Raw genomic sequence first — 20,363 nt, 5'->3', positions numbered from 1 at the left:
ATAACAGTCAAACCCTTCTATCAATACACCCTTTCCGCTATCAACAACACATTCTGTACTACTGTACTGGTGTTTTTAGACCTTCTCGACTGACAAATCCCATTTCTCGAACAAGAATGCACCAAAGAAGTGCGGACCAGTACAGTTACGCCTATTTCGAGTGCAACAGTAGGGTTACACAGTTAACTGAGCCATCGTCTTTCAACCGAACTGTATCTACTGTTATGGACGACAGAGGAGGATCATTGGCATCAGTTAAATCACTACCTAATCCCGCCATAAGCGGAAGGATGAAGCATCATGGAACGTACCCTCAGTTCCGGTCTGGTTTTTGAAAGCAACGCCCAACAATCCAACGCCTCGATGCCACTGCGTGCATTGTCGACCCTGCTGCTGTGGCAGCGTCGCATGACCAGCCGTCGTCAACTGGCTCGCCTGGACTCCCGCCTGCTTGCAGACGCCGGTATCAGCGAGTCGCAGCGTTACGAAGAGCTGAGCAAGCCTTTCTGGCGCTAAGCTCCCGGCTTGCCGGCTTTGGCCGGCACCGTGAATTCCTCAAACCCGTTGCAGGTGACTGCAGCGGGTTTTTTAATGCCCGAAAGACGCACCGTTGTAGAGTACTTATGATTCGACCAGTACAGTTTTACAAAACTTTATATTGGCCTGAACAGTTCTCCGGCTCAGCATCCGTCATCATCTCCATGCAGCACCGCGTGGTACGCTTGGCCTAACCGTCTGCTAGAACCAATTATTGAAAACGTAACGTAACGAGCCCTGCAAACGTCCGATACAGCAGAACCAACCTGACCTACCCAGGAGTCCACGACCATGTCCCGCAAACACTTGCTTGGCGCCGCGCTGTTGCTTGGCCTGGCCGGCACTGCCAACGCCACCAGCTTCGTTGTCACCACCGATACGGTAGTACGTGCCGTTGCCGCCTCCACCGACGCCACTTCCGACCTGAGCTCTTCGTTCCGCGACGACAAGATCGTCCAGGCCGCCCGCGATGACGCAGCCAGCTTCGTCGGCACTCAGGGCTCTATCCGCGGCGCCCGACTTGAAAGCGCTTTTGTTCACATCCGCTCGAGCATGCCCGACCTGCAAGCTAGCGATACACAGTTGGCCCAGGCCATCCTGGCGCTCTGATACACGCCATGCAAAACAGGTGCGTTGGCTTCGGCCCTCGCACCTGAGGTAGGCTTCGCCGTTCATTTTTCCAGCCTTCAAGAAAGCTCATGCGTTATCTGTTGCCGTTGCTGTTCGCCGCCACAGGCATGGCCAGCGCCCATGCCATGGATACCACCACACAAAGCCTGGTCATCACCGGCTATGTCACCAGCCAGGTCACAACCGCACCGTTCGATCGCAAACTGGTCACACAGGCCCGCGACGATGCCGCCGCATTCGTTGCCAGCGACGGGCGGATCCGTGGGGCACGCCTGGAAGCTGCCTTGGAATCATTACGCCACAATTGCGCACGGCACGCCGTCGGCGATCTGGAACTGGCGCAGGCAATTCTCGTCCAATAACCACACCTGACTCCCTGTATTTTTCGGAGATGCTCCATGCGCAAACCGCTGATTGCCGCTTCCCTCGGCATGCTGCTGCTGGCCGACCTGGCCCAGGCACAGACCCTGGTGGCCACCAGCAACATCATCGTGCGTGCCTTTGGCCGTTCGATCGACTTCACCTCGGACACCACCACATCGATCCGCGACTCCAAAGTGGTGCGCGAAGCCCACGACGACGCTGCAAGCTTCGTCGCCAGTGATGGTGACATCCGCGGCGTCCAACTCGAGGCCGCCTTCAATACCCTGCGCGAGCGCGTACCGGAAGCGCGCAGCGCCAGCGACCAGGTACTGGCTGAAGCCATACTCGCCCTGTGAAGCGCGTGCGTGCCTGGCTGCTCGGCTGCGCCCTGACGCTGCTCGGCACGCCCGCCTTGGCCGACCTGCAGCTTGAGCTGCAGTCGTCCGGCCTCGACCCGCGACAAGCACAAGCCTCCCAAGCCCTGCTCGACGAGGCCATGGGCAAGCTGCCACCGCGCTTCAAGCAACAGCTGGACCGCCGCGTACGGGTCAGCTGGAGCGACAACATGCCTGCCGACACTTACGGGCAGGCATCACTGATATCCACCCTCGAGCTCAACCGTCGCTTGCTGCCCAGCCTAACCGATGGCAGCGCAGCCAACGAGCGCACCAGTCGCCCACATGGCACGGTGCGTGAAGAGCTGCTGGCCACCGTGCTACACGAGCTCACCCATCTCTACGACCGTGCCCGCCTGTGGCCCAGCGCCGAAAAAACACTGATTGCACGCTGCAAACGCCAGCAAGGCACGCTGGGCAAGGTCGGCCTGCCGGAAGAATGCCGCGGCCAGGCCGAGCGCCGCTTCACCCTAAGCGACGACCCACGGCTGCTCGACCTGGCCGGATGGCAGCAGTATGTGGGCCGACGTGGCGAGCGCGAGCAGCACAATGGTCAATTCGTGCGCAGCCCCGACAGCTATGAGTTGAGCAGTCCCAAGGAATACATCGCGGTCAACATGGAGTATTTCCTCCTCGACCCGAGCTACAGCTGCCGTCGCCCGGCGCTGTACCAATACCTTCACGAACACTTCGGCTGGGCACCGCAACAGAGCACCTGTGCCAAAGGCTTACCATTCATCAATGCCGGCAGCGACTTCGCCCGCCAGCCACTAGGTGAAATCGACCCGGAGCGGGTCTACGAAGTGGACTACCTGCTGGCTGAAGCCAATCAGAACCTGGTCAGCCGCTGGGGGCACAGCATGCTGCGCCTAGTGATCTGCAAGCCAGGCCGCCCACGCGGACCAGATTGCCGCCTGGACCTCGATCAAAGCCTGGTGCTGTCGTACCGCGCCTTCGTCAACGACGTGCAACTGTCCAGCTGGGACGGCCTGGTCGGCAACTACCCGTCGCGGCTATTCGTGCTGCCGCTGGGCCAGGTGATCGACGAATACACCAAGACCGAGCTGCGCAGCCTGGCCTCGGTGCCCTTGAAACTCAACCGCGACGAAATCGAAAACCTGGTGCGCCAGGCCGCCGAGATGCACTGGAGCTACGACGGCAACTACTGGTTCCTGTCAAACAACTGTGCAGTGGAGTCGTTGAAGCTGCTGCGCAGCGGCACCGCCAATCCGCGCCTTAACGACCTGGACAGCATCATGCCCAACGGTTTGCTGGCCGTGCTCAAGGGCAGGGGGCTGGCAGACACCAGCGTGCTTGATAACCCGCGCGAAGCGTTACGCCTGGGCTACCGCTTCGATTCTTACCGCGACCGCTACCAGGCGATGTTCGAGGTGCTGAGAAAACAGCTGCCGATCAAGCAAGCTTTGGTTGAGGACTGGCTGGCCCTCGATGCGGAGCAGCGTCGCAGCTGGTTCGCCAAGGCCGACCTGCGCACCAGCGCGGCACTGCTTCTGCTTGAGCAGGCCAGCCTGCGCCGGCAGCTTCTGCTGGCCCAGGACGAGGTCAAGCAGCGCTACCTGAATGCCGCAGCATTGAAAGATGGCAGCATCAACAAAGCCGATGCCACGCTCAAGCAAATGCTTGCCAACAGCGGTTTTCTAAGCCGCCCGGCAGAGTTGCTCGACTCCAAAGGCTACGGGCTGCCGCAGCCGGAAGAGCGCAAGCACCTGGAGCAGGTGAGCAGCGAGCGGCAGGCACAGCTGTTGCGTTTGAGCACCAGCCTGGACAAAGAGGTGAGGGCGCTTCTGGAGCCGACGCGAGCCAGGGAAATTGCAGCGGTCGAGGCCAACGTGAAGCAGATCGGCGAGCACTTGCGGGCGTTGCACAAAGCTGCTGGTGGCCTGCAGCTGTGATGCATGCAGGGCTGCCCCTTTCGCGGGCAAGCCCGCGCCTACAGGCTCTCCTCATCTTCCGAGGGCAAATCCTCATCCAGATGCAACCAAGGCAACCGGCTGCCTACCCAGATATGTCGGTTGGCTCGTACCCGCTCAGGGTGATCCAGCGTCGCCACCGTCACATCGATCGTCTGCGGGCTATGCGTGGTCACCAGCGCCACATGCGCCCCACACTGCCCACAGAAGTAGCGGCTGCAACTGGCAGGCGCCACATAGCAGTTCGGCTCGCCCGTTAACCACTGGAACCCGGAACGGGGCAGGGTAAGCCAGGTGACCACCAGTCCACCGCTGACCCGCCTGCAGATCGAACAATGACAGTGGGCAATGTCCGTCAGGTTGCCCTCCAGTCGATAACGCAGGGCTCCACAATGGCAGCCACCTTCGGTTACATCCTGCATCACCTACCTCTCGTCACCTTTGCTTCAGCGAAAGCTGGCTGAAAGCTTGCCCTCTTAGGATAGCGCCCACTACCGGCACAAGACCGGTCAGCCAGGGCACCCGGTCAATACCGCGCCCGGCCCAATCAACAACAACAACAATGGTGATTCTGATGTATTCCTGCGACCGCCTTTTCGTAGCCCCCCTCCGCATGCTCTCTGCACAGCGCCCTGCGCGCTGATACGCCCGAATCGACTGTCCTTTCGCCGCGCCACGCCTGGAGTATTGCCATGCTGACCTTCCTCGGCTTTGCCATGGTCATCACTTTCATGTACCTGATCATGAGCAAGCGCCTGTCGGCCTTGATCGCGCTGATTCTGGTACCGATCCTGTTCGCCCTGTTCGGTGGTTTTTCCGCCAAGATCGGCCCCATGATGCTAGAGGGCATCAGCAAGCTCGCACCTACCGGCGTGATGCTGATGTTCGCCATCCTCTATTTCGCCCTGATGATCGATTCCGGCCTGTTCGACCCGGCCGTGCGCAAGATCCTCAAGCTGGTCAAGGGCGATCCGCTGAAAGTCTCGGTGGGCACCGCTGTACTGGCCCTGGTGGTCTCGCTCGACGGTGACGGTGCTACCACCTACATGATCTGCTGCGCCGCCATGCTGCCGATGTACAGCCGCCTGGGCATGAGCCCGCGGATCATGGCCGGCCTGATCATCCTCGCCGGCGGCGTGATGAACATGACCCCCTGGGGTGGCCCGACCGCCCGTGCTGCCAGCGCCCTGCACGTAGACCCGTCAGACATCTTCGTGCCGATGATCCCGGCCATGCTGTTCGGTGTGCTGGCGATCCTGGCCATTGCCTACATGTATGGCAAACGTGAACGTGCCCGCCTGGGCGAACTGCATCTGCCTACCGACGACATCGACCACAGCGAAATCACCGTCTCGCAGTACCCGGACGCACGTCGGCCCAAACTGCTGTACTTCAACGGTGCCCTGACCGCCGCCCTGATGGCCGCACTGATCGCCGGTGTACTGCCGCTGCCAGTGCTGTTCATGATTGCCTTCAGTATCGCCATGATCGTCAACTACCCATGCCTGCAACAACAGAAGGACCGCATTGCTGCCCACGCCGGCAGCGTGCTGGCCGTAACCGGGCTGATCTTCGCCGCCGGCATCTTCACCGGCATCCTGTCCGGTACCGGCATGGTCGACGCCATGTCCAAGAGCCTGCTGTCGGTCATCCCTGAAGCGCTAGGCCCATACCTGGCTGTAATCACCGCGATCGTGAGCATGCCGTTCACCTTCTTCATGTCCAACGACGCGTTCTACTACGGCGTGCTGCCGGTGCTGGCCGAAGCCGCAAGCCACTACGGCATTACCCCGGTAGAAATGGCCCGTGCGTCGATCGTCGGGCAGCCGGTACACCTGCTCAGCCCGCTGGTACCCTCCACCTACCTGCTGGTGGCCCTGGCCGGTATCGAGTTCGGCGATCATCAGCGCTTCACGCTCAAGTGGGCAGTGCTGGTATGCCTGTGCATAATGCTCGGCGCACTGCTGATGGGGATTTTCCCGCTGTTCAGTAGTCTTTAATACATCTGTATCACATACGCGACGCGCCCTGACCGGGGCGCGTTGCCATTACCGCTCGAAGGAAAATACATGGAATGGCTGACCAGCCCGGAAATCTGGGTTGCCTTTTTCACCCTTACCGCGCTTGAGATCGTCCTCGGTATCGACAACATCATCATGATCTCGATTCTGGTCAGCCGCATGCCCAAGCACATGCAGCCACGCACCCGGATCTTCGGCCTGGCCCTGGCCATGGTCACCCGTATCATGCTGCTGCTGTCGATTACCTGGGTGATGCGCCTTACCGCCGACCTGTTCGTGGTCTTTGGCCAAGGCATCTCCGGGCGTGACCTGATCCTGTTCTTCGGAGGCCTGTTCCTGCTGTGGAAGAGCTCGCAAGAGATCTACCACGGCCTGGAAGGCGAGGACGAGAACGCAGAGGAGCCCAAAGGCGCAGGTGGCAAGTTCTTCTACACCATCATCCAGATCGCCATCATCGACATCGTGTTCTCGCTGGACTCGGTGATCACCGCTGTGGGCATGGTTTCCCACGTACCGGTGATGATCGCCGCCATCGTCGTGGCCGTGCTGGTGATGATGCTGTGCGCCGGCGCCATCAGCAATTTCATCGACAAGCACCCGTCGCTGAAGATGCTCGCGCTGTCGTTCCTGATCGTGGTCGGTACGGTGTTGATCGCTGAAGCGTTCGATGTGCATGTGCCGAAGGGCTATGTCTACTTCGCCATGGCCTTCTCGCTGGGGGTGGAAGCCATCAACATACGCATGCGCACCGCCATGGCCCGCAAGGAGGGCAAAGATCATGAACCGGTGAAACTGCGCAAGGACATTCCGGGTCAATAAGGCCAAGGAAGTGCAGCACAACAAGGGCCCTTCGCAGGGCCCTTTTTCATGCCCGTTTTTTTGTGTGGGGTCACAGTGGGGGCTTGCCCGCGAAGCTACCCGTACAAGCAATCATTCATTTCAGATCTGTTTCAAATAAATGACTGCCATGCGAAGCTGGCGACACCTGGGCAAAACAACTAAAGCTTTGAGTGAGCACTGAAAATTATTCAAACGCTCACGTTTCTTTTCTTGGCCCAATGGGCCTTTGCAACAGGGGGCCTTCGCCATGCTGACCCTGCTCAACCTGCTCTCGGCCGTGACGCTTCTGGTCTGGGGTACCCACATTGTGCGTACCGGCATCCTTCGCGTATTCGGCTCGAACTTGCGGCGCATCATCAGCCAGAACATGGACAAGCGCCCGCTGGCATTCATCGCCGGTATTCTGGTCACTGCCATGGTTCAAAGCAGTAACGCCACGGCCATGCTGGTCACCTCCTTCGTCGGCCAAGGCCTGATGGCCATGACCCCGGCCTTGGCGATCATGCTGGGTGCCGACGTGGGTACCGCGCTGATGGCCCGGGTGCTGACCTTCGACCTGTCCTGGCTGTCGCCGCTGCTGATCTTCCTTGGCGTGATTTTCTTCCTTTCGCGCAAGCAGACACGGGCCGGCCAACTGGGCCGGGTAGGCATCGGGCTTGGCCTGATCATCCTGGCACTTGAACTTATCGTGCAGGCAGCTGCACCGATCACCCATGCTCAAGGCGTGAAAGTGCTGTTTGCCTCACTGACCGGCGACATCATGCTCGACGCTCTGGTCGGGGCAATGTTCGCCATGATTTCCTATTCCAGCCTGGCAGCCGTTCTGCTCACAGCAACACTGGCCGGCGCCGAACTGATCAGCTTGCCGGTAGCCATCGGGCTGGTGGTCGGCGCCAATATCGGCAGCGGGCTGCTGGCTTTCATCAGTACCAGCATGCAGAACGGCGCCGGGCGTCGGGTAGCCTTGGGCAGCCTGCTGTACAAGCTGATCGGCTTGGTGCTGATCATCCCTGTGCTGCACCCGCTGGTGGAATGGATGGACTCGTTGAGTTTCAGCCCTCAGGAGCTGGTCATCGGCTTTCACCTGCTCTACAACACGCTGCGCTGTCTGATCATGCTGCCGACGGTCAAACCGATGGGGCGACTGTGCAACGTCCTCCTGCCGGAACGGGAAACCGGCAATGGCCAGATGCGTCCGCGCCACCTTGACGCCTCGGCCCTGGAAACGCCCAGCCTGGCCTTGGCCAACGCCGCGCGCGAGACTTTGCGCCTGGGGGACATCGTCGATAGCCTGCTCGAAGCCATGCTCGGAGCCCTGCGTGGCACCCAGGCCGCCTTGCCACAGCAAGTTCGCGCCTTGGGCGAGGACGCCGAAGCCCTGTACAGCGCAATCAAGCTGTACCTGGCGCAGATGTCACGGGAAGACCTCAGCGAACAGGACAACCGCCGCTGGGCCGAAATCATCGAACTGGCAATTAACCTCAAACTCGCCTGTGACCTGATCGAACGCATGTTGCGCAAGGTCCAGCAGCAAAAAACCAGCCAGCGCCGGGAATTCTCCCAAGTAGGCCTGGAAGAGCTGTCCGGCCTGCAGGAGCAATTGCTGGCCAACCTGCGCCTGGGCCTGTCGGTGTTCCTCAGTGCCGACCCGGAAAGCGCCCGCTTGCTGCTGCGGGAAAAACGTCGGTTCCGTGCCCAGGAACGGCGCCTCGCCCACGCCCATGTCAGCCGCCTGCAGCGCAAGATCGTGCAAAGTATCGAAACCAGTTCGCTACACTTGGAGCTGATCGCCGACATGAAGCGGTTGAACTCTTTGTTCTGTAGTAGTGCCTATGTGGTACTAGGCGGCTCGGACACCGGAGGGCTGATGCTCGACAGTGTGCCCGATGAAGCCCGCCAGCCCTGATTTCTCCTTGCTGAGGACCCTCGCTCGCCCATGCGTTGCCTGATGTTCGTTTGCCTGCTGATCTGCAGCCTGTCCTCGTTCGCCCTCGACCGCTCGCGGGTTGAAGGCTACCTGTTGCCTAATGGTCTGCAGGTCATCCTGAAAAACGGTTACGAACGTGACCATGTGGCGATTCGTCTGGTGGTCGGCGTGGGCCTGGATGATTTCGACTGCGAGCAGAAAGAGCTGCCACACCTGCTTGAGCACCTGTTGTTCAGTGGTATCGACGAAACAGGCGAAGGTGGGCTGGAAGAGCGCTTGCAAGCGCTTGGCGGCGAGTGGAACGCTTATACCAGCAGTGCCGACACCACCTTTGTCATCGAGGCCCCGGCGCGCAACCAGCGCAAGGTCCTGGACCTGCTGTTGGCAGTAATCCGCGATACCCGCATCGACGCCAAGGCCTTGGCCACCGCCAAGCGCATCATAGAGCGCGAGGATGGCGGCCACTATGGCCACCTGCAGCGCTGGCTCGACCGCCAGGACATCGGCCATCCCGCCAGCAGTCAACTGGCCACCGAGCTGGGTCTGAAATGCCCGGAGCGTTCCAACCTCGACGACATGACCTTGGCGCAAGTCCAGGCTTTGCGTGACCGCTGGTACGCGGCCAACAACATGACCCTGATCATGGTCGGCGGCCTCGACCGCCTGCTTCCGGCCTATCTGGAGCGGTCCTTTGGCGAGCTGCCCACTACTGAACCCGAAGAGCGCCGCAACCTAGAAAGCATCACCCGACAGGCCGAGCAGCGTCGCAACCTGACCCGCGGCTGGCTGGGCGATGGCGTCAAACTGCACTGGCTGTTCATCGAACCGGTGCTGGACAACGACCACCAAGCCACCCTCGACCTGCTGTCGCGCTACCTGGACTGGGCGCTGTACGACCAGCTGCGCCTGCGCAACGGGCTATCCTACGGCCCCTCCGTACAACGTGAGAGCTTTGGCGACACCGGCCTGCTCAGCCTCAATGCGGACCTTGAGCGCGATGACATCGACAAGGCAATCAAGGTGATGCAGGGCCTGTTCGACCACCTGCGCAAAGAAGGCCTGGACCCAGACACCTTCGCCCGCATCAAGGAAGCCAGCATCGGCAAGGAAAGCTGGAGCACCCAAGGCAACAGTGCCTTGGCCGACTACTACTGGGGGGCGCTGAACGACTACACCGACGGGCGCTTTGCCAACCCGGTGCGCAAGCTGCGCCAGGTCAGCCTGGAACAGGCCAACGAGGCGCTGAAGGATCTACTCAAGGAAGATGGCTATGTGCGCATCGAAAAGCCGTTGCTAGGCTATGACGAGCTTTACGGGCTGATGGCCTTGCTTGTAGGGCTGGTCCTGGCGGCGGGGCTGTTGCGCTGGCGGCGGCAAAGGCCTGAGCGGCCCAGTGGTGCTACACGGCAGCGGTGATTCGGCGGTATCCTTTTGCCAGTACCGGACCCTTCGCGGGCTTGCCCGCGAAGAGGCTGGCACAGCCACCTCACTTTTCTGTTGTAGCCCCCAATGCCCCAAATCCCCCAAATCGTTCAGCGCATCATCGAACTCCTCAAGCGCTACCCCGGCATCATCGCGCTCGGCGGTTTCCTCTCCGGCATCGGCAGTTTCATCCTGGTCGACCGCCAGGCTGGCCTGGCCAGCTGGGTCGCCGTGCTCATGCTGGTCAGCTGGGTCTGGCTGATGCTGGAGAACACCCTCACCGGGCTGTTCGCGCGCACGTTCAACCGCGAGATCCCTCAGCCGCTGTTGCGTTACGCAACGCAGATGATCCACCAGGAAACGCTGTTCTTCGTGCTGCCGTTCTTTTTCATCACCACCACCTGGAACAGCGGACAGCTTGTCTTCACAGGCCTGCTCGGCGCCGCCGGCCTGGTCTCGATCATCGACCCGCTGTACTACAAGTGGCTGGCACCGCGGCGCTGGCTGTTCCTGGCGCTGCATACCCTGACGTTGTTCGCCGCTCTGCTGACCGCTCTCCCGATCATCCTGCACCTGACCACCGCACAAAGCTTCAAGCTGGCCCTGATCGCGGCCATGGCCCTGTCTTTCCCCAGCCTGGCCAGCAGCTTCCCGGTCAACAATTGGCGCCGCGCGGTGGCACTGGTGCTGGTTACCCTGTCGGTCGGTGCCGGGGGCTGGCTGCTGCGCTCCTGGGTACCGCCGGCAACCCTGTGGATGACCGAGGTGGCAGTGAGTACTGAGGTACTGAACCGCCAACCGGGCGATTCGCTGGACGAAATTGCCGCCAGCCGCATCCGCAGCAGTGGCCTGTATGCCTACACCGCCATCAACGCTCCACGCGGCCTGAACGAGCGGATCTACCATGTGTGGCAGAAGGACGGCCAGGAGGTCGACCGCATTGCCCTGGACATCCACGGCGGACGTAAGGAAGGCTATCGGGCCTGGACCCACAAGCAGAACTTCCCGCCCAACCCGGTAGGCAAGTGGCAGGTGAGGGTGCTGACCGAGGATGGGCAAGTGATCGGCGTGCTGCGCTTCAAGGTGGTCAATGATGCACCAGCTGCTAGTTGACCCCTGCCTTGCGCAGCACAAGCAGGCCCAGGTCACTGTTGCCAAGCGTACATACAGCACATAATCACCAAACACCCCATGCCCCCTGCGCTATGATCAGGCCCTAAGCCTTAGCGCCGAGTCAATTGCATGGAGCCTATGACCACCCCCAGCGCCACCCTGGACACCCGCAGCCAACCGGCCTGCCTGCGGGTTACCGGCGACTGGACCCTGGCACACTACGCCAACCTCAAGCGCGAGAGCGAGCGCCTGCGCACGCAGTGCCCTGACGACACCATCGCCGACCTCAGCCAGCTGGGCCGCCTGGACACCGCCGGCGCTTCGCTGCTGGCCGAACTGCTAGGCTCCGAGCGCCTGTCGCGCTGCACCCTCGAGCTGCCTGAAGCCAGCCGGGCGCTGCTGAAGAATGTCTACTGCTCGGTCCAGGATTACTGCATCCCGGTCAAAGAGCCCGAGCGCAATGTACTGTTGCAGCTGCTGGAGCGTATCGGTTGCGCCGTCGGCACGCTCTGGCAGGACAGCATGCAATTGCTTGGTTTCGTCGGTGTGATTCTCGAAACCTTGCTGCGCCGCGCCTTCCAGCCACATCGCTGGCGCTTCACTCCTGTGGTGGCACACATTGAACAGACCGGGCTGGATGCCGCGCCCATCGTTGCGTTGCTGACATTCCTGGTGGGCGCCGTAGTCGCGTTCCTCGGTGCCACGGTGCTGGCCGACTTCGGCGCGACCATTTTCACCGTCGACCTGGTTGCGTTCTCGTTCCTGCGCGAGTTCGCCGTGCTGCTGACAGCCATTCTCATGGCCGGCCGCACTGCCAGCGCGTTCACCGCACAGATCGGCTCGATGAAGGCCAACGAAGAAATTGACGCCATCCGCACTCTGGGCCTCAACCCCATGGAGCTGCTGGTGGTGCCGCGGGTACTGGCCCTGTTGATTTCGCTGCCGTTACTCACCTTTGTCGCGATGATCTGCGGCATCGTTGGTGGTGCAGTAGTATGCGCCCTGACGCTGGACATTTCGCCGGCCATGTTCCTGTCACTGCTGCAAAGCGACATTGGCGTGCAGCACTTCCTGGTAGGCCTGGCCAAGGCACCGTTCTTCGCCTTCCTGATCGCTGCCATCGGCTGCCTGGAAGGCTTCAAGGTCAGCGGCAGCGCCGAGTCAGTGGGGGCACACACCACCTCGGCAGTGGTGCAGTCGATTTTTGTGGTCATCGTGCTGGATGCGGTGGCAGCGCTGTTCTTCATGGAGATGGGCTGGTGAGTGGCCAGGATTGCGTAATCGAAGCCCGCGGCATCTGCAACCGCTTCGGCCGCCAGGTGGTGCATGAAAACCTTGACCTTGACCTGTACCGCGGCGAAATCCTCGCCGTGGTAGGCGGCTCAGGCAGCGGCAAGTCGGTGCTTCTGCGCAGCATCATTGGCCTGCGCCGGCCCAATGAAGGGCAGATCAAGGTACTCGGCCAGGACCTGACCGGCCTGCGCGAAGAACAGCGTTCACTGGTCGAACGGCGCTTTGGCGTGTTGTTCCAGAAGGGCGCGCTGTTCTCTTCGCTGACGGTGACCGAAAACGTGGCTTTGCCGCTGATCGAGCACGCCGGGCTGTCGCGCAATGATGCCGAGCACCTGGCCGGGGTGAAACTGGCCCTTGCCGGGTTGCCGATCTCGGCTGCCGACAAGTACCCGGCCTCGTTGTCGGGGGGCATGATCAAGCGCGCAGCGCTGGCCCGCGCCTTGGCCCTGGACCCGGACATCCTTTTTCTCGACGAGCCCACGGCTGGCCTGGACCCGATCGGTGCTGCGGCATTTGACCAGTTGATCCTTACCCTGCGCGATGCTCTGGGCCTGTCGGTGTTCCTGATCACCCACGACCTCGACACCCTGTACACCATCACCGACCGCATCGCGGTGCTGTCGCAGAAGAAAGTCCTGGTGGCCGGCCCGCTGGCCGAGGTCGAGAAAACCAACGACACCTGGATCCAAGAATACTTTCACGGCCCACGCGGGCGTGCAGCCGAACAGGCTGCCACCCGTGCCGGGCAGGAGCGCTGAGCAATGGAAACCCGAGCCCATCACGTCCTCATCGGCCTGGTCACCGTTCTGGTGGTGGCCGGGGCCATGCTGTTCGGCCTGTGGCTGGCCAAGTCCAGTGTCGACGACGCCTTCAAGGATTACGAAGTAGTGTTCAACGAAGCCGTGTCTGGCCTTTCCCGTGGCAGCACGGTGCAGTACAACGGCATCAAGGTGGGCGACGTGTCCACCCTGCGCCTGGACCCGAAAGACCCGCGCCGGGTATTGGCACGGGTGCGTCTGAGCGCCGATACCCCGGTGAAGGAAGACACCCAGGCCAAACTGACCCTGGCCGGCGTCACCGGCAACTCGTTCATCCAGCTCAGCGGCGGCACCCCGCAAAGCCCCGAGCTTAAAGGCAAGGATGGCAAGCTGCCGGTGATCGTCGCTTCGCCATCGCCAATCTCGCGTCTGCTCAACGACAGCAGCGACCTGGTGACCAACATCAACATGCTGCTACACAACGCCAACCAGATGTTCTCCGAGGACAACATAGGCCACCTCAGCAACACGCTGGCCAACCTCGACAAGACCACCGGCGCCTTTGCCGGCCAGCACGGCAGCATCGCCGAGGCCATCGAGCAGCTGGTGCAGGTTGGCAAGCAGGCCAGTGCCACCCTGGCCGAAACCCAGGCGCTGATGCGAAATGCCAACGGCCTGCTGGGTAGCGAAGGCAAACAGGCGATCGGCAGCGCCGAACAGGCCATGCAGTCACTGGCCCAAAGCACGGCAACCATCAATAACCTGCTCAAGAACAACAGCGAGGCTATCGGTGACGGCGCCCAGAGCCTGAACCAACTCGCCCCAGCCATTCGCGAACTGCGCGAAACCCTTAACGCACTCAAAGGCATTTCCCGGCAACTGGAAGCCGATCCAAGCGGCTACCTGCTGGGCCGCGACAATAACAAGGAGTTCCAGCCATGAATCCGTTACGCCTGCTGACCCTTGTGGTTGCGCTGAGCCTGGCCAGCGCCTGCTCGATCCTGCCGAAAAGTGAACCTGTGGACCTTTATCGCCTGCCGGTGAATCAACCCAGCCGCACGGCACCGGCGCTGGACTGGTCATTGCGCCTGAACAAGCCGCTGGCCAGTGAAGTGTTGGCCGGGCCAAGGATTGCCGTGATTCCCCAAGGCAATGTGGTGAGCAGCTACAAGGGCGCGCGCTGGAGCGATGCGGCCCCGGTGCTGCTGCGCAACCGCTTGCTCGATGGGTTCCAGCGAGAGGGCCAGGTACAGCGCCTCAGCGCCGACGACAGCAACCTGCAGGCTGACTACGAGTTGGCCGGCGAGCTGCTGGCATTTCAGAGTGAATACCGCACAGATGGGGTTGTGGAGGTGGTGATCCGCTATGACGCTCGCTTGGTCCAGGGCCGCAACCAACGTATCCTGGCTAGCAAGCGCTTCGAAATCCGCCAACCGCTGAACGACAAACAGGTATCAGCAGTGGTCGCAGGCTTCGGCCAGGCCAGCGACCAGCTGGTGGGGCAAGTCGTAAACTGGACCATCACCCAGGCCAATCAGGCACAGCTGAAGGTTCAGGCAAAGAACCAATAGCAGACAAAGATCGCCGCGATCACGCCGGACAACTCAGCCAGCAGCGCGCATCCCACCGCATGGCGCACGCGCTGGATACCCACGGCACCAAAGTACACCGCCAACACATAGAAGGTGGTTTCGGTACTGCCCTGGATAGTCGCCGCCAGCAGCGCCGGAAAACTGTCCACGCCGTGGGTCTGCATGGTCTCGATCAGCATCGCCCGTGCAGCGCTGCCAGAGAGCGGTTTGACCAGCGCCGTCGGCAAGCCTTCGACGAAGCGTGTATCCATGCCCATCCAGTTCACCGCATGGCGAATGCCTTCCAAGGCCAGCTCGAGGGCGCCTGACGCACGCAGTACACCCACCGCCACCAACATCGCCACCAGGTAAGGCAGCAGGTTCTTGGCCACATCAAAGCCTTCCTTGGCGCCTTCGACAAAGGCTTCATAGACCTGCACGCGTCTCAGGGCGCCGATCACCAGGAACAACGTGATCACGCCAAACAACGTGAGGTTGCCCAGGACTGACGACAGACTTGCCAGCGCAGCCGCCGACAACGAGCCAAGAAAAGCCATGAAACCACCCAGCAGCAAAGCGCCGGGAATAAAGTAGGCGAGCACGACCGGATCCCACAGGCGTAAGCGCTGCATCACCGCCACTGACAGCAGGCCAACCAAGGTCGAGACGCTGGTAGCCAGCAAGATTGGCAGGAACACCATGGCCGGGTCTGCCGCACCTTGCTGGGCCCGATACATGAAGATGGTCACCGGCAGCAGGGTCAGCGACGAGGCGTTGAGCACAAGGAACAGAATCTGCGCATTGCTTGCCGTAGTGCTGCTGGGGTTCAGCTCCTGCAGCGCCCGCATGGCCTTCAGGCCAATCGGCGTGGCGGCATTGTCCAGGCCCAGGCCGTTGGCGGCGAAGTTCATGGTGATCAGGCCCAGGGCCGGGTGGCCAGGCGGCACCTCCGGCATCAAACGAGCGAACAGCGGGCCCAAAACCTTGGCCAGCCATTCGACGATGCCGGCTTTTTCGGCGATTTTGAGAAAGCCCAGCCATAGGGTCAGCGTGCCGAACAGCAACACCATTACCTCGACCGACAGCTTGGCCATGGCGAAGATGCTTTCGACCATTGCCGCGAAGATGCCAGCGTTGCCACCTACCAGCCATTGGGCCAGGGCGGACACCGCCGCCACCAGGAAAAAGCCGAGCCAAAGGCCGTTGAGCATCCGTATGTTCCCCCTCAAAAGTGCCCGAATAATAGCGTATCGCAGCCTGTGACTGGCGATCGCGAGCCTTTGCAGGTGCGGCTCAAAATCTCGCAGATAACAAAAAGCCCCGACAGGTCGGGGCTCTTGGTCAAACAGCCATCAGGCTCAGCGCTTGGCGGTTTCGCCAACCACTACAGCTTCCCGCTTCTCGGCCATCAGCGAGGCATAGTACTTCTCGCCCTTGACCGCGTCGTACATGCCTTCCCAGCGAGCAATGACCAACGCAGCCAAGGCGTTGCCCACAACGTTCAGCGCAGTCCGGGCCATGTCCATGATGCGGTCCACACCGGCGATGAAGGCCAGGCCTTCCAGCGGGATGCCCACGCTGCCCAGGGTGGCCAGCAGTACCACGAACGATACGCCCGGCACACCAGCGATACCTTTGGAGGTGACCATCAGGGTCAGTACCAACAGGAGTTGCTGGCTCCACGACAGGTCGATACCGTACAGCTGAGCAATGAAGATCGCCGCGATGCTCTGGTACAGGGTCGAACCGTCGAGGTTGAACGAGTAGCCGGTCGGAACCACGAACGAGCAGATCGACTTTGGCGCACCGTACTTCTCCATCTTCTCGATCACCCGCGGCAGCACGGTTTCCGAACTGGAGGTGGAGTAGGCCAGGATCAGCTCATCTTTCATGATGCGCATGATCTTGATCACCGAGAAGCCGAACACGCGGGCCACCAGGCCCAGCACCATGAAGGCGAAGAAGGCGATCGCGAAGTACACCAGCAGCACCAGCTTGGCCAGCGGCAGCAGCGAGCTGAAACCGAAGTTGGCCACGGTCACGGCAATCAGGGCGAACACGCCGATCGGGGCGTAGTTCATGATCATGTGAGTGACCTTGAACATGGTTTCCGAGACGGCCTGGAAGGTACGAACCAGCGGGTCACGCAGCTCTGCCTGCAGGCTCGACAGGCCCAGACCGAACATCACCGAGAAGAAGATGATCGGCAGCATTTCGCCACGCATCAGCGCTGCGAAGATGTTCGACGGGATCAGGTTAAGCAGGGTTTCGATGAACGCGTGCTCATGCTGCACTTCGGCCGCTGTCGCCTGGTACTTGGAGATGTCCACAGTGCCCAGAGTGCTCATGTCGATGCCGGCGCCCGGATGGAACAGGTTGGCCAGCACCAGGCCCACGACGATGGCGATCGTGGTCACTACTTCGAAGTAGATGATGGTCTTCAGGCCGATGCTGCCCAGTTTCTTCGCGTCGCCAACACCGGCGATACCCACGATCAGCGACGAAATCACGATCGGGACAACGATCATCTTGATCAGGCGGATGAAGATGTCACCAGCGGGCTGAAGGACGTTGCTGATCCACCATGCCTTTTCTGCACTGAAATGATTCAGTAGAGCGCCGATTGCAACACCCAGGACCAGACCGATGACGATCTGCCAGGCGAGGCTCAGTTTTGCCTTCTTCATGTCTTTACCCTTTGTTTTAGTGGTCATGGCACCTGGCGGAAACGCGCGTAACAGAGCCATAGGCAAGGTCACGGGCAGTAAGGGCTTCCGTAAGGCGACGTCATGTAAGGACACCGCAGGCGAGCGACAAGGCGCTCTGGCCAGCGAAAAAGGCGGCAACTATTGCGACGGCAAGGGGCGAAAGCTAATGCCGGAAACGCATAACCCATGCCGTTTATGCATACCATTTTCGACCTAGCCGGCAGCTTCGCAAGTGCTTGATTTATAACATTCGGAATCCCGAACAAGACCAAACCGCCATATTTCGGCAGATTTGGCAGTACAGATTAGGTATGAAAGATGGCCTGTTCGACAATCCGAATGGCGGAAATGCCACTTGTAGGCGCACCGAGATAGTCGAAAAAAATTTGATGTACGGTCGAGACAAAATGTGTCTCAAGGGAAAAAACGCGCAAGGGAAGCGACGTTTCGTACAGGCTCCTCGGAAGTCAGGTCTCGCAAGGTATCCCTGTGACACCGCCGACCTGAGACTTCCGATTTCGCCTTTCCTGACCCGGCCCATTACTGGAGGCACTCCCTGTACCCCTAGGCCACTCCGATCCTGTAACAACCAGAACAGCCCGGCCCCTTGGTCATGTGCTACCCCTCCTCGGGGCGGCGCATCATAGAAGGCTGAACTATAGAAAGCTTCAGCTTCTATTACGTGACAGTGAGTGACCTTTCATCCGTACCGGCAACAAATGCTCAGTACCAGTTCGGGTCACGCTTGAGCTGCTCCTGCAGCATTGCCTTCATGCCGTCGTCGGGTTCGCCCAGCCAGCGATACTGCGCGTGACGGGTGGGCGACTTGTCGCTCGGCAAACCTTCGGGTACCTCCACCAGCATCCCGTAGGCATCATCCTTGTCCCAACTGAACGCCACGATCAGCCGCTTGTAGGTGCAATTGTCCTGTTTTTCGCACAACGGGCCGACCAGGTACTTGTCGCCGTCTTCAGTAACGGCAGACATCTGCTGCTGGGCACTGCCGGTCAGGTTGACCACCCAATCGGGTAGGCGTTCCTCGCCTTCAATGGTGTCCTGCCAGGTTTCCCGGTACTCCGGGTCCGAGCCGAGTAGCTGGTCGACCCGAACCTGGCCGTCATTTGCCGCCATGGCTGCCGCGCTACCGCCCAGCAGCAGGGCGGCGACCACGGCTGAACGAAGCTTCCTGCCCATCTTCAACCTCGCCCGCGTCCAAAGAAGAAGGAGGCTACAAACAACACCAGGAAGACAATGAACAGGATCTTGGCGATACCTGTAGCAGCGCCCGCGATACCACCGAAGCCCAGTACGGCGGCGACAATGGCGATGATGAGGAAAGTGATAGCCCAACTCAGCATGGTAGTTCTCCTTTCTTTTTGCGGAATCGATCCGGCCGTCAGGTCAAAAAACCCAGCGTTCCTGAGGAACAACTTTTTCCACAGTGGCCGGTGAGGCAATGGCCTGGCCAGCTGGCTGCCAGTCAGCGGCCTTGACCAAGGTGTTGGCACGAGTTGCCTGAATCTGCGTCAACAGGGCAGTTTGAGCTGCCACCTGCTCAGCCAGACGCGCCGTCTGCAAGCTGTAATAGAAGAGGCCAGCGGCCAAGGTCAGCAGCATCGCCATGCCGAGGGTCAGCACCTGGCGCAAAGGCAGTGCGGCGCTCTGCGAGCGGGCGACGGGTTGGCGATTCATGCTGGCTCCTCCTGCTGTAATTTTTGTTCAAACCTGAACAGGTAATTGCAGCCTGCATGCCAGCCTTTTGATTTTGATAAAATCCTTATAAATCAACTAGTTATGCAATTAACAGTTACACCACGAGGACGTATCCTGCACGATGACGCCTGTGGGGTCGTGCGAATTGCACGATCAGCCTTCGACCTTGGTGGCCACCTTCAGCAGGTCAGCATCCACGCCACGTACGCCGATGATCTGCCGGGCGATCTCAACAGCGATGGTTTTCTGCTCCGCGCTAACCACCTCGCCCGAGAGCCGCACCATGCCTGCTTCGCTGACCACCCTCAGGTTCAGGCCATCAAGGTTGCGACTGAAGCGATAGCTGCTCTGGACCTTGTCGACGATCCAGCTGTCGCTTGGTTGCGGCCCGGTTGGCGCGCCCACTGGTGTTTCCCGCGCCTTGGCCATGGCGGCGGTATCGAGGCTAACCAGGTTGTTGACCAGATACACGCCGTCGGTGGTTCGCGCTATCACACCCGCCAGCTCCTTGGCTTCGGCACTGTCGACCTTGCCACGCAACGTCACCACACCCTCACTGCTTTGTACTTCTATTGGTGCCTTTTCGGTGGTACGGCTCCACAACAGCCGTGCACGCACCACAGCAGACAGGGTCACGTCTTCCAGGCGCTGAGCGTAGGCACGCAGCTCCAGCGGACGCTCCACCAGTTGGGTATTGAGCTGTAGCAGGTTCTCCACCTGTTCGATGCCCCGGGTAGCACGGGCCACATCCTCGGCCAACTGCCGCTCGACCTCGTTCTCCACCTCACCGGAAAGCCGCGCCTGCTTGCCGTTCACTTCAACCTTGATACGAAACGGGTCGAGCATCCGGTTCAGTGACAAAGCGGTCTGCAGGGCGCCTTCCAGGCGCGCGTCCTGCACAGGGTCGGCGAATGCTGGGGTAAATATTGGCAACAGGGTGACGGCCAAAACGGCTGTACGCAGGGAAAAGGGCATGACAGTGCCTCCTTCGTGGGCAAAATCTGAAAATCATCGCAACCAATGTGCCAGCGTGTGCCTCTAAGCAAATCATTGAAGAATCGCGGCTCGTGGGCATCGTTTGGCCATTGGCTAGCATGCAAAGGACAGAATCCTTCAGAATTGACCATGCAACTTGCCCGAT

21 protein-coding genes are annotated in these 20,363 nt (G+C 60.6%); 14 read left to right on the top strand and 7 right to left on the bottom strand.

The genetic code is table 11. From position 1 onward, the window contains the following. Positions 1-300: 300 nt before the first annotated feature. From QCL51_RS00545 to QCL51_RS00525, 5 genes are all read left to right on the top strand, one after another. Positions 301-516: a DUF1127 domain-containing protein gene (locus QCL51_RS00545; protein WP_021784625.1), complete on the top strand. Its 216-nt coding sequence runs from the start codon at positions 301-303 to the stop codon at positions 514-516. Between the two features lie 312 nt (positions 517-828). Next, positions 829-1,146: a DUF2388 domain-containing protein gene (locus tag QCL51_RS00540; RefSeq protein ID WP_103443595.1), complete on the top strand. Its 318-nt coding sequence runs from the start codon at positions 829-831 to the stop codon at positions 1,144-1,146. 89 nt (positions 1,147-1,235) lie between these two features. After that, complete coding sequence (locus QCL51_RS00535; RefSeq protein WP_021784623.1) at positions 1,236-1,529, top strand: DUF2388 domain-containing protein; 294 nt, start codon at positions 1,236-1,238, stop codon at positions 1,527-1,529. Between the two features lie 36 nt (positions 1,530-1,565). Beyond that, entirely contained in the window at positions 1,566-1,886 is a 321-nt protein-coding gene (locus tag QCL51_RS00530; RefSeq protein WP_103443596.1) for a DUF2388 domain-containing protein, read from the top strand. Further along, entirely contained in the window at positions 1,883-3,838 is a 1,956-nt protein-coding gene (locus QCL51_RS00525; RefSeq protein ID WP_103469508.1) for a DUF4105 domain-containing protein, read from the top strand. The genes QCL51_RS00530 and QCL51_RS00525 overlap by 4 nt, the downstream gene beginning before the upstream one ends. A 38-nt stretch (positions 3,839-3,876) precedes the next feature. On the opposite strand, the gene QCL51_RS00520 is transcribed toward QCL51_RS00525, so the two are convergent. Continuing rightward, positions 3,877-4,278 carry a GFA family protein gene (locus tag QCL51_RS00520; protein WP_021784620.1) on the bottom strand — a complete coding sequence of 134 codons (402 nt, stop codon included), beginning with the start codon at positions 4,276-4,278 and terminating at the stop codon, positions 3,877-3,879. A gap of 270 nt (positions 4,279-4,548) precedes the next feature. Between QCL51_RS00520 and QCL51_RS00515 the strand changes: the two genes are divergently transcribed. The 9 genes from QCL51_RS00515 (at position 4,549) to QCL51_RS00475 (ending at position 14,801) form a co-directional block, all read left to right on the top strand. Beyond that, positions 4,549-5,856: a CitMHS family transporter gene (locus QCL51_RS00515; protein WP_021784619.1), complete on the top strand. Its 1,308-nt coding sequence runs from the start codon at positions 4,549-4,551 to the stop codon at positions 5,854-5,856. Between the two features lie 69 nt (positions 5,857-5,925). Further along, the gene (locus QCL51_RS00510; protein WP_003252940.1) at positions 5,926-6,696 is read left to right on the top strand and encodes a TerC family protein; all 771 of its coding nucleotides are present in this window, start codon (positions 5,926-5,928) and stop codon (positions 6,694-6,696) included. Positions 6,697-6,964: 268 nt separating this feature from the next. After that, positions 6,965-8,623, top strand: coding sequence for a Na/Pi cotransporter family protein (locus tag QCL51_RS00505; RefSeq protein ID WP_103443598.1), 1,659 nt, complete (start codon positions 6,965-6,967; stop codon positions 8,621-8,623). 30 nt (positions 8,624-8,653) lie between these two features. Continuing rightward, positions 8,654-10,060, top strand: coding sequence for a pitrilysin family protein (locus tag QCL51_RS00500; RefSeq protein ID WP_028697684.1), 1,407 nt, complete (start codon positions 8,654-8,656; stop codon positions 10,058-10,060). Between the two features lie 93 nt (positions 10,061-10,153). Further along, positions 10,154-11,179, top strand: coding sequence for a DUF5924 family protein (locus QCL51_RS00495; RefSeq protein WP_021784616.1), 1,026 nt, complete (start codon positions 10,154-10,156; stop codon positions 11,177-11,179). A gap of 129 nt (positions 11,180-11,308) precedes the next feature. Next, the gene (locus tag QCL51_RS00490; protein ID WP_021784615.1) at positions 11,309-12,442 is read left to right on the top strand and encodes an MlaE family lipid ABC transporter permease subunit; all 1,134 of its coding nucleotides are present in this window, start codon (positions 11,309-11,311) and stop codon (positions 12,440-12,442) included. Beyond that, positions 12,439-13,230: an ATP-binding cassette domain-containing protein gene (locus QCL51_RS00485; protein WP_014754977.1), complete on the top strand. Its 792-nt coding sequence runs from the start codon at positions 12,439-12,441 to the stop codon at positions 13,228-13,230. Before QCL51_RS00490 ends, QCL51_RS00485 begins: the two co-directional genes overlap by 4 nt. A 3-nt stretch (positions 13,231-13,233) precedes the next feature. Continuing rightward, positions 13,234-14,172, top strand: coding sequence for an MlaD family protein (locus tag QCL51_RS00480; protein ID WP_021784614.1), 939 nt, complete (start codon positions 13,234-13,236; stop codon positions 14,170-14,172). Then, positions 14,169-14,801: an ABC-type transport auxiliary lipoprotein family protein gene (locus tag QCL51_RS00475; RefSeq protein WP_021784613.1), complete on the top strand. Its 633-nt coding sequence runs from the start codon at positions 14,169-14,171 to the stop codon at positions 14,799-14,801. The genes QCL51_RS00480 and QCL51_RS00475 overlap by 4 nt, the downstream gene beginning before the upstream one ends. On the opposite strand, the gene QCL51_RS00470 is transcribed toward QCL51_RS00475, so the two are convergent. The 6 genes from QCL51_RS00470 to QCL51_RS00445 all read right to left on the bottom strand — a co-directional run bounded on the left by QCL51_RS00470 (position 14,783) and on the right by QCL51_RS00445 (position 20,197). Next, positions 14,783-16,012: a spore maturation protein gene (locus tag QCL51_RS00470; RefSeq protein ID WP_021784612.1), complete on the bottom strand. Its 1,230-nt coding sequence runs from the start codon at positions 16,010-16,012 to the stop codon at positions 14,783-14,785. The two genes, QCL51_RS00475 and QCL51_RS00470, sit on opposite strands and share 19 nt — an antisense overlap. 147 nt (positions 16,013-16,159) lie before the next feature. After that, on the bottom strand, positions 16,160-17,488 hold the full coding sequence (gltP, locus tag QCL51_RS00465) for a glutamate/aspartate:proton symporter GltP (protein WP_021784611.1): 1,329 nt from the start codon (positions 17,486-17,488) through the stop codon (positions 16,160-16,162). Between the two features lie 744 nt (positions 17,489-18,232). Then, complete coding sequence (locus QCL51_RS00460) at positions 18,233-18,703, bottom strand: inhibitor of vertebrate lysozyme family protein (protein WP_021784610.1); 471 nt, start codon at positions 18,701-18,703, stop codon at positions 18,233-18,235. 2 nt (positions 18,704-18,705) lie between these two features. Then, a complete protein-coding gene (locus tag QCL51_RS00455) occupies positions 18,706-18,867 on the bottom strand; it encodes a DUF1328 domain-containing protein (protein WP_003252966.1) in 162 nt (53 codons plus the stop codon). Positions 18,868-18,910: 43 nt separating this feature from the next. After that, entirely contained in the window at positions 18,911-19,201 is a 291-nt protein-coding gene (locus tag QCL51_RS00450) for a hypothetical protein (protein ID WP_021784609.1), read from the bottom strand. Between the two features lie 174 nt (positions 19,202-19,375). Further along, the gene (locus QCL51_RS00445; RefSeq protein WP_021784608.1) at positions 19,376-20,197 is read right to left on the bottom strand and encodes a BON domain-containing protein; all 822 of its coding nucleotides are present in this window, start codon (positions 20,195-20,197) and stop codon (positions 19,376-19,378) included. Positions 20,198-20,363: the final 166 nt, after the last annotated feature.

The organism is Pseudomonas sp. LTR0 (assembly GCF_036630035.1).
Classification (GTDB): domain Bacteria; phylum Pseudomonadota; class Gammaproteobacteria; order Pseudomonadales; family Pseudomonadaceae; genus Aquipseudomonas; species Aquipseudomonas putida_Y.
This window is presented reverse-complemented; position numbering and strand designations above follow the sequence as displayed.

Bases quoted from the DNA above. Each gene is read 5' to 3' on its own strand.
- QCL51_RS00505 (WP_103443598.1), top strand. From the start codon at position 6,965: ATGCTGACCCTGCTCAACCTGCTCTCGGCCGTGACGCTTCTGGTCTGG.
- gltP (WP_021784611.1), bottom strand. From the start codon at position 17,488: ATGAAGAAGGCAAAACTGAGCCTCGCCTGGCAGATCGTCATCGGTCTG.
- QCL51_RS00460 (WP_021784610.1), bottom strand. From the start codon at position 18,703: ATGGGCAGGAAGCTTCGTTCAGCCGTGGTCGCCGCCCTGCTGCTGGGC.
- QCL51_RS00470 (WP_021784612.1), bottom strand. From the start codon at position 16,012: ATGCTCAACGGCCTTTGGCTCGGCTTTTTCCTGGTGGCGGCGGTGTCC.
- QCL51_RS00475 (WP_021784613.1), top strand. From the start codon at position 14,169: ATGAATCCGTTACGCCTGCTGACCCTTGTGGTTGCGCTGAGCCTGGCC.
- QCL51_RS00490 (WP_021784615.1), top strand. From the start codon at position 11,309: ATGGAGCCTATGACCACCCCCAGCGCCACCCTGGACACCCGCAGCCAA.
- QCL51_RS00520 (WP_021784620.1), bottom strand. From the start codon at position 4,278: ATGCAGGATGTAACCGAAGGTGGCTGCCATTGTGGAGCCCTGCGTTAT.
- QCL51_RS00455 (WP_003252966.1), bottom strand. From the start codon at position 18,867: ATGCTGAGTTGGGCTATCACTTTCCTCATCATCGCCATTGTCGCCGCC.
- QCL51_RS00540 (WP_103443595.1), top strand. From the start codon at position 829: ATGTCCCGCAAACACTTGCTTGGCGCCGCGCTGTTGCTTGGCCTGGCC.
- QCL51_RS00510 (WP_003252940.1), top strand. From the start codon at position 5,926: ATGGAATGGCTGACCAGCCCGGAAATCTGGGTTGCCTTTTTCACCCTT.
- QCL51_RS00535 (WP_021784623.1), top strand. From the start codon at position 1,236: ATGCGTTATCTGTTGCCGTTGCTGTTCGCCGCCACAGGCATGGCCAGC.
- QCL51_RS00545 (WP_021784625.1), top strand. From the start codon at position 301: ATGGAACGTACCCTCAGTTCCGGTCTGGTTTTTGAAAGCAACGCCCAA.
- QCL51_RS00500 (WP_028697684.1), top strand. From the start codon at position 8,654: ATGCGTTGCCTGATGTTCGTTTGCCTGCTGATCTGCAGCCTGTCCTCG.
- QCL51_RS00515 (WP_021784619.1), top strand. From the start codon at position 4,549: ATGCTGACCTTCCTCGGCTTTGCCATGGTCATCACTTTCATGTACCTG.
- QCL51_RS00450 (WP_021784609.1), bottom strand. From the start codon at position 19,201: ATGAATCGCCAACCCGTCGCCCGCTCGCAGAGCGCCGCACTGCCTTTG.
- QCL51_RS00495 (WP_021784616.1), top strand. From the start codon at position 10,154: ATGCCCCAAATCCCCCAAATCGTTCAGCGCATCATCGAACTCCTCAAG.
- QCL51_RS00445 (WP_021784608.1), bottom strand. From the start codon at position 20,197: ATGCCCTTTTCCCTGCGTACAGCCGTTTTGGCCGTCACCCTGTTGCCA.
- QCL51_RS00530 (WP_103443596.1), top strand. From the start codon at position 1,566: ATGCGCAAACCGCTGATTGCCGCTTCCCTCGGCATGCTGCTGCTGGCC.
- QCL51_RS00480 (WP_021784614.1), top strand. From the start codon at position 13,234: ATGGAAACCCGAGCCCATCACGTCCTCATCGGCCTGGTCACCGTTCTG.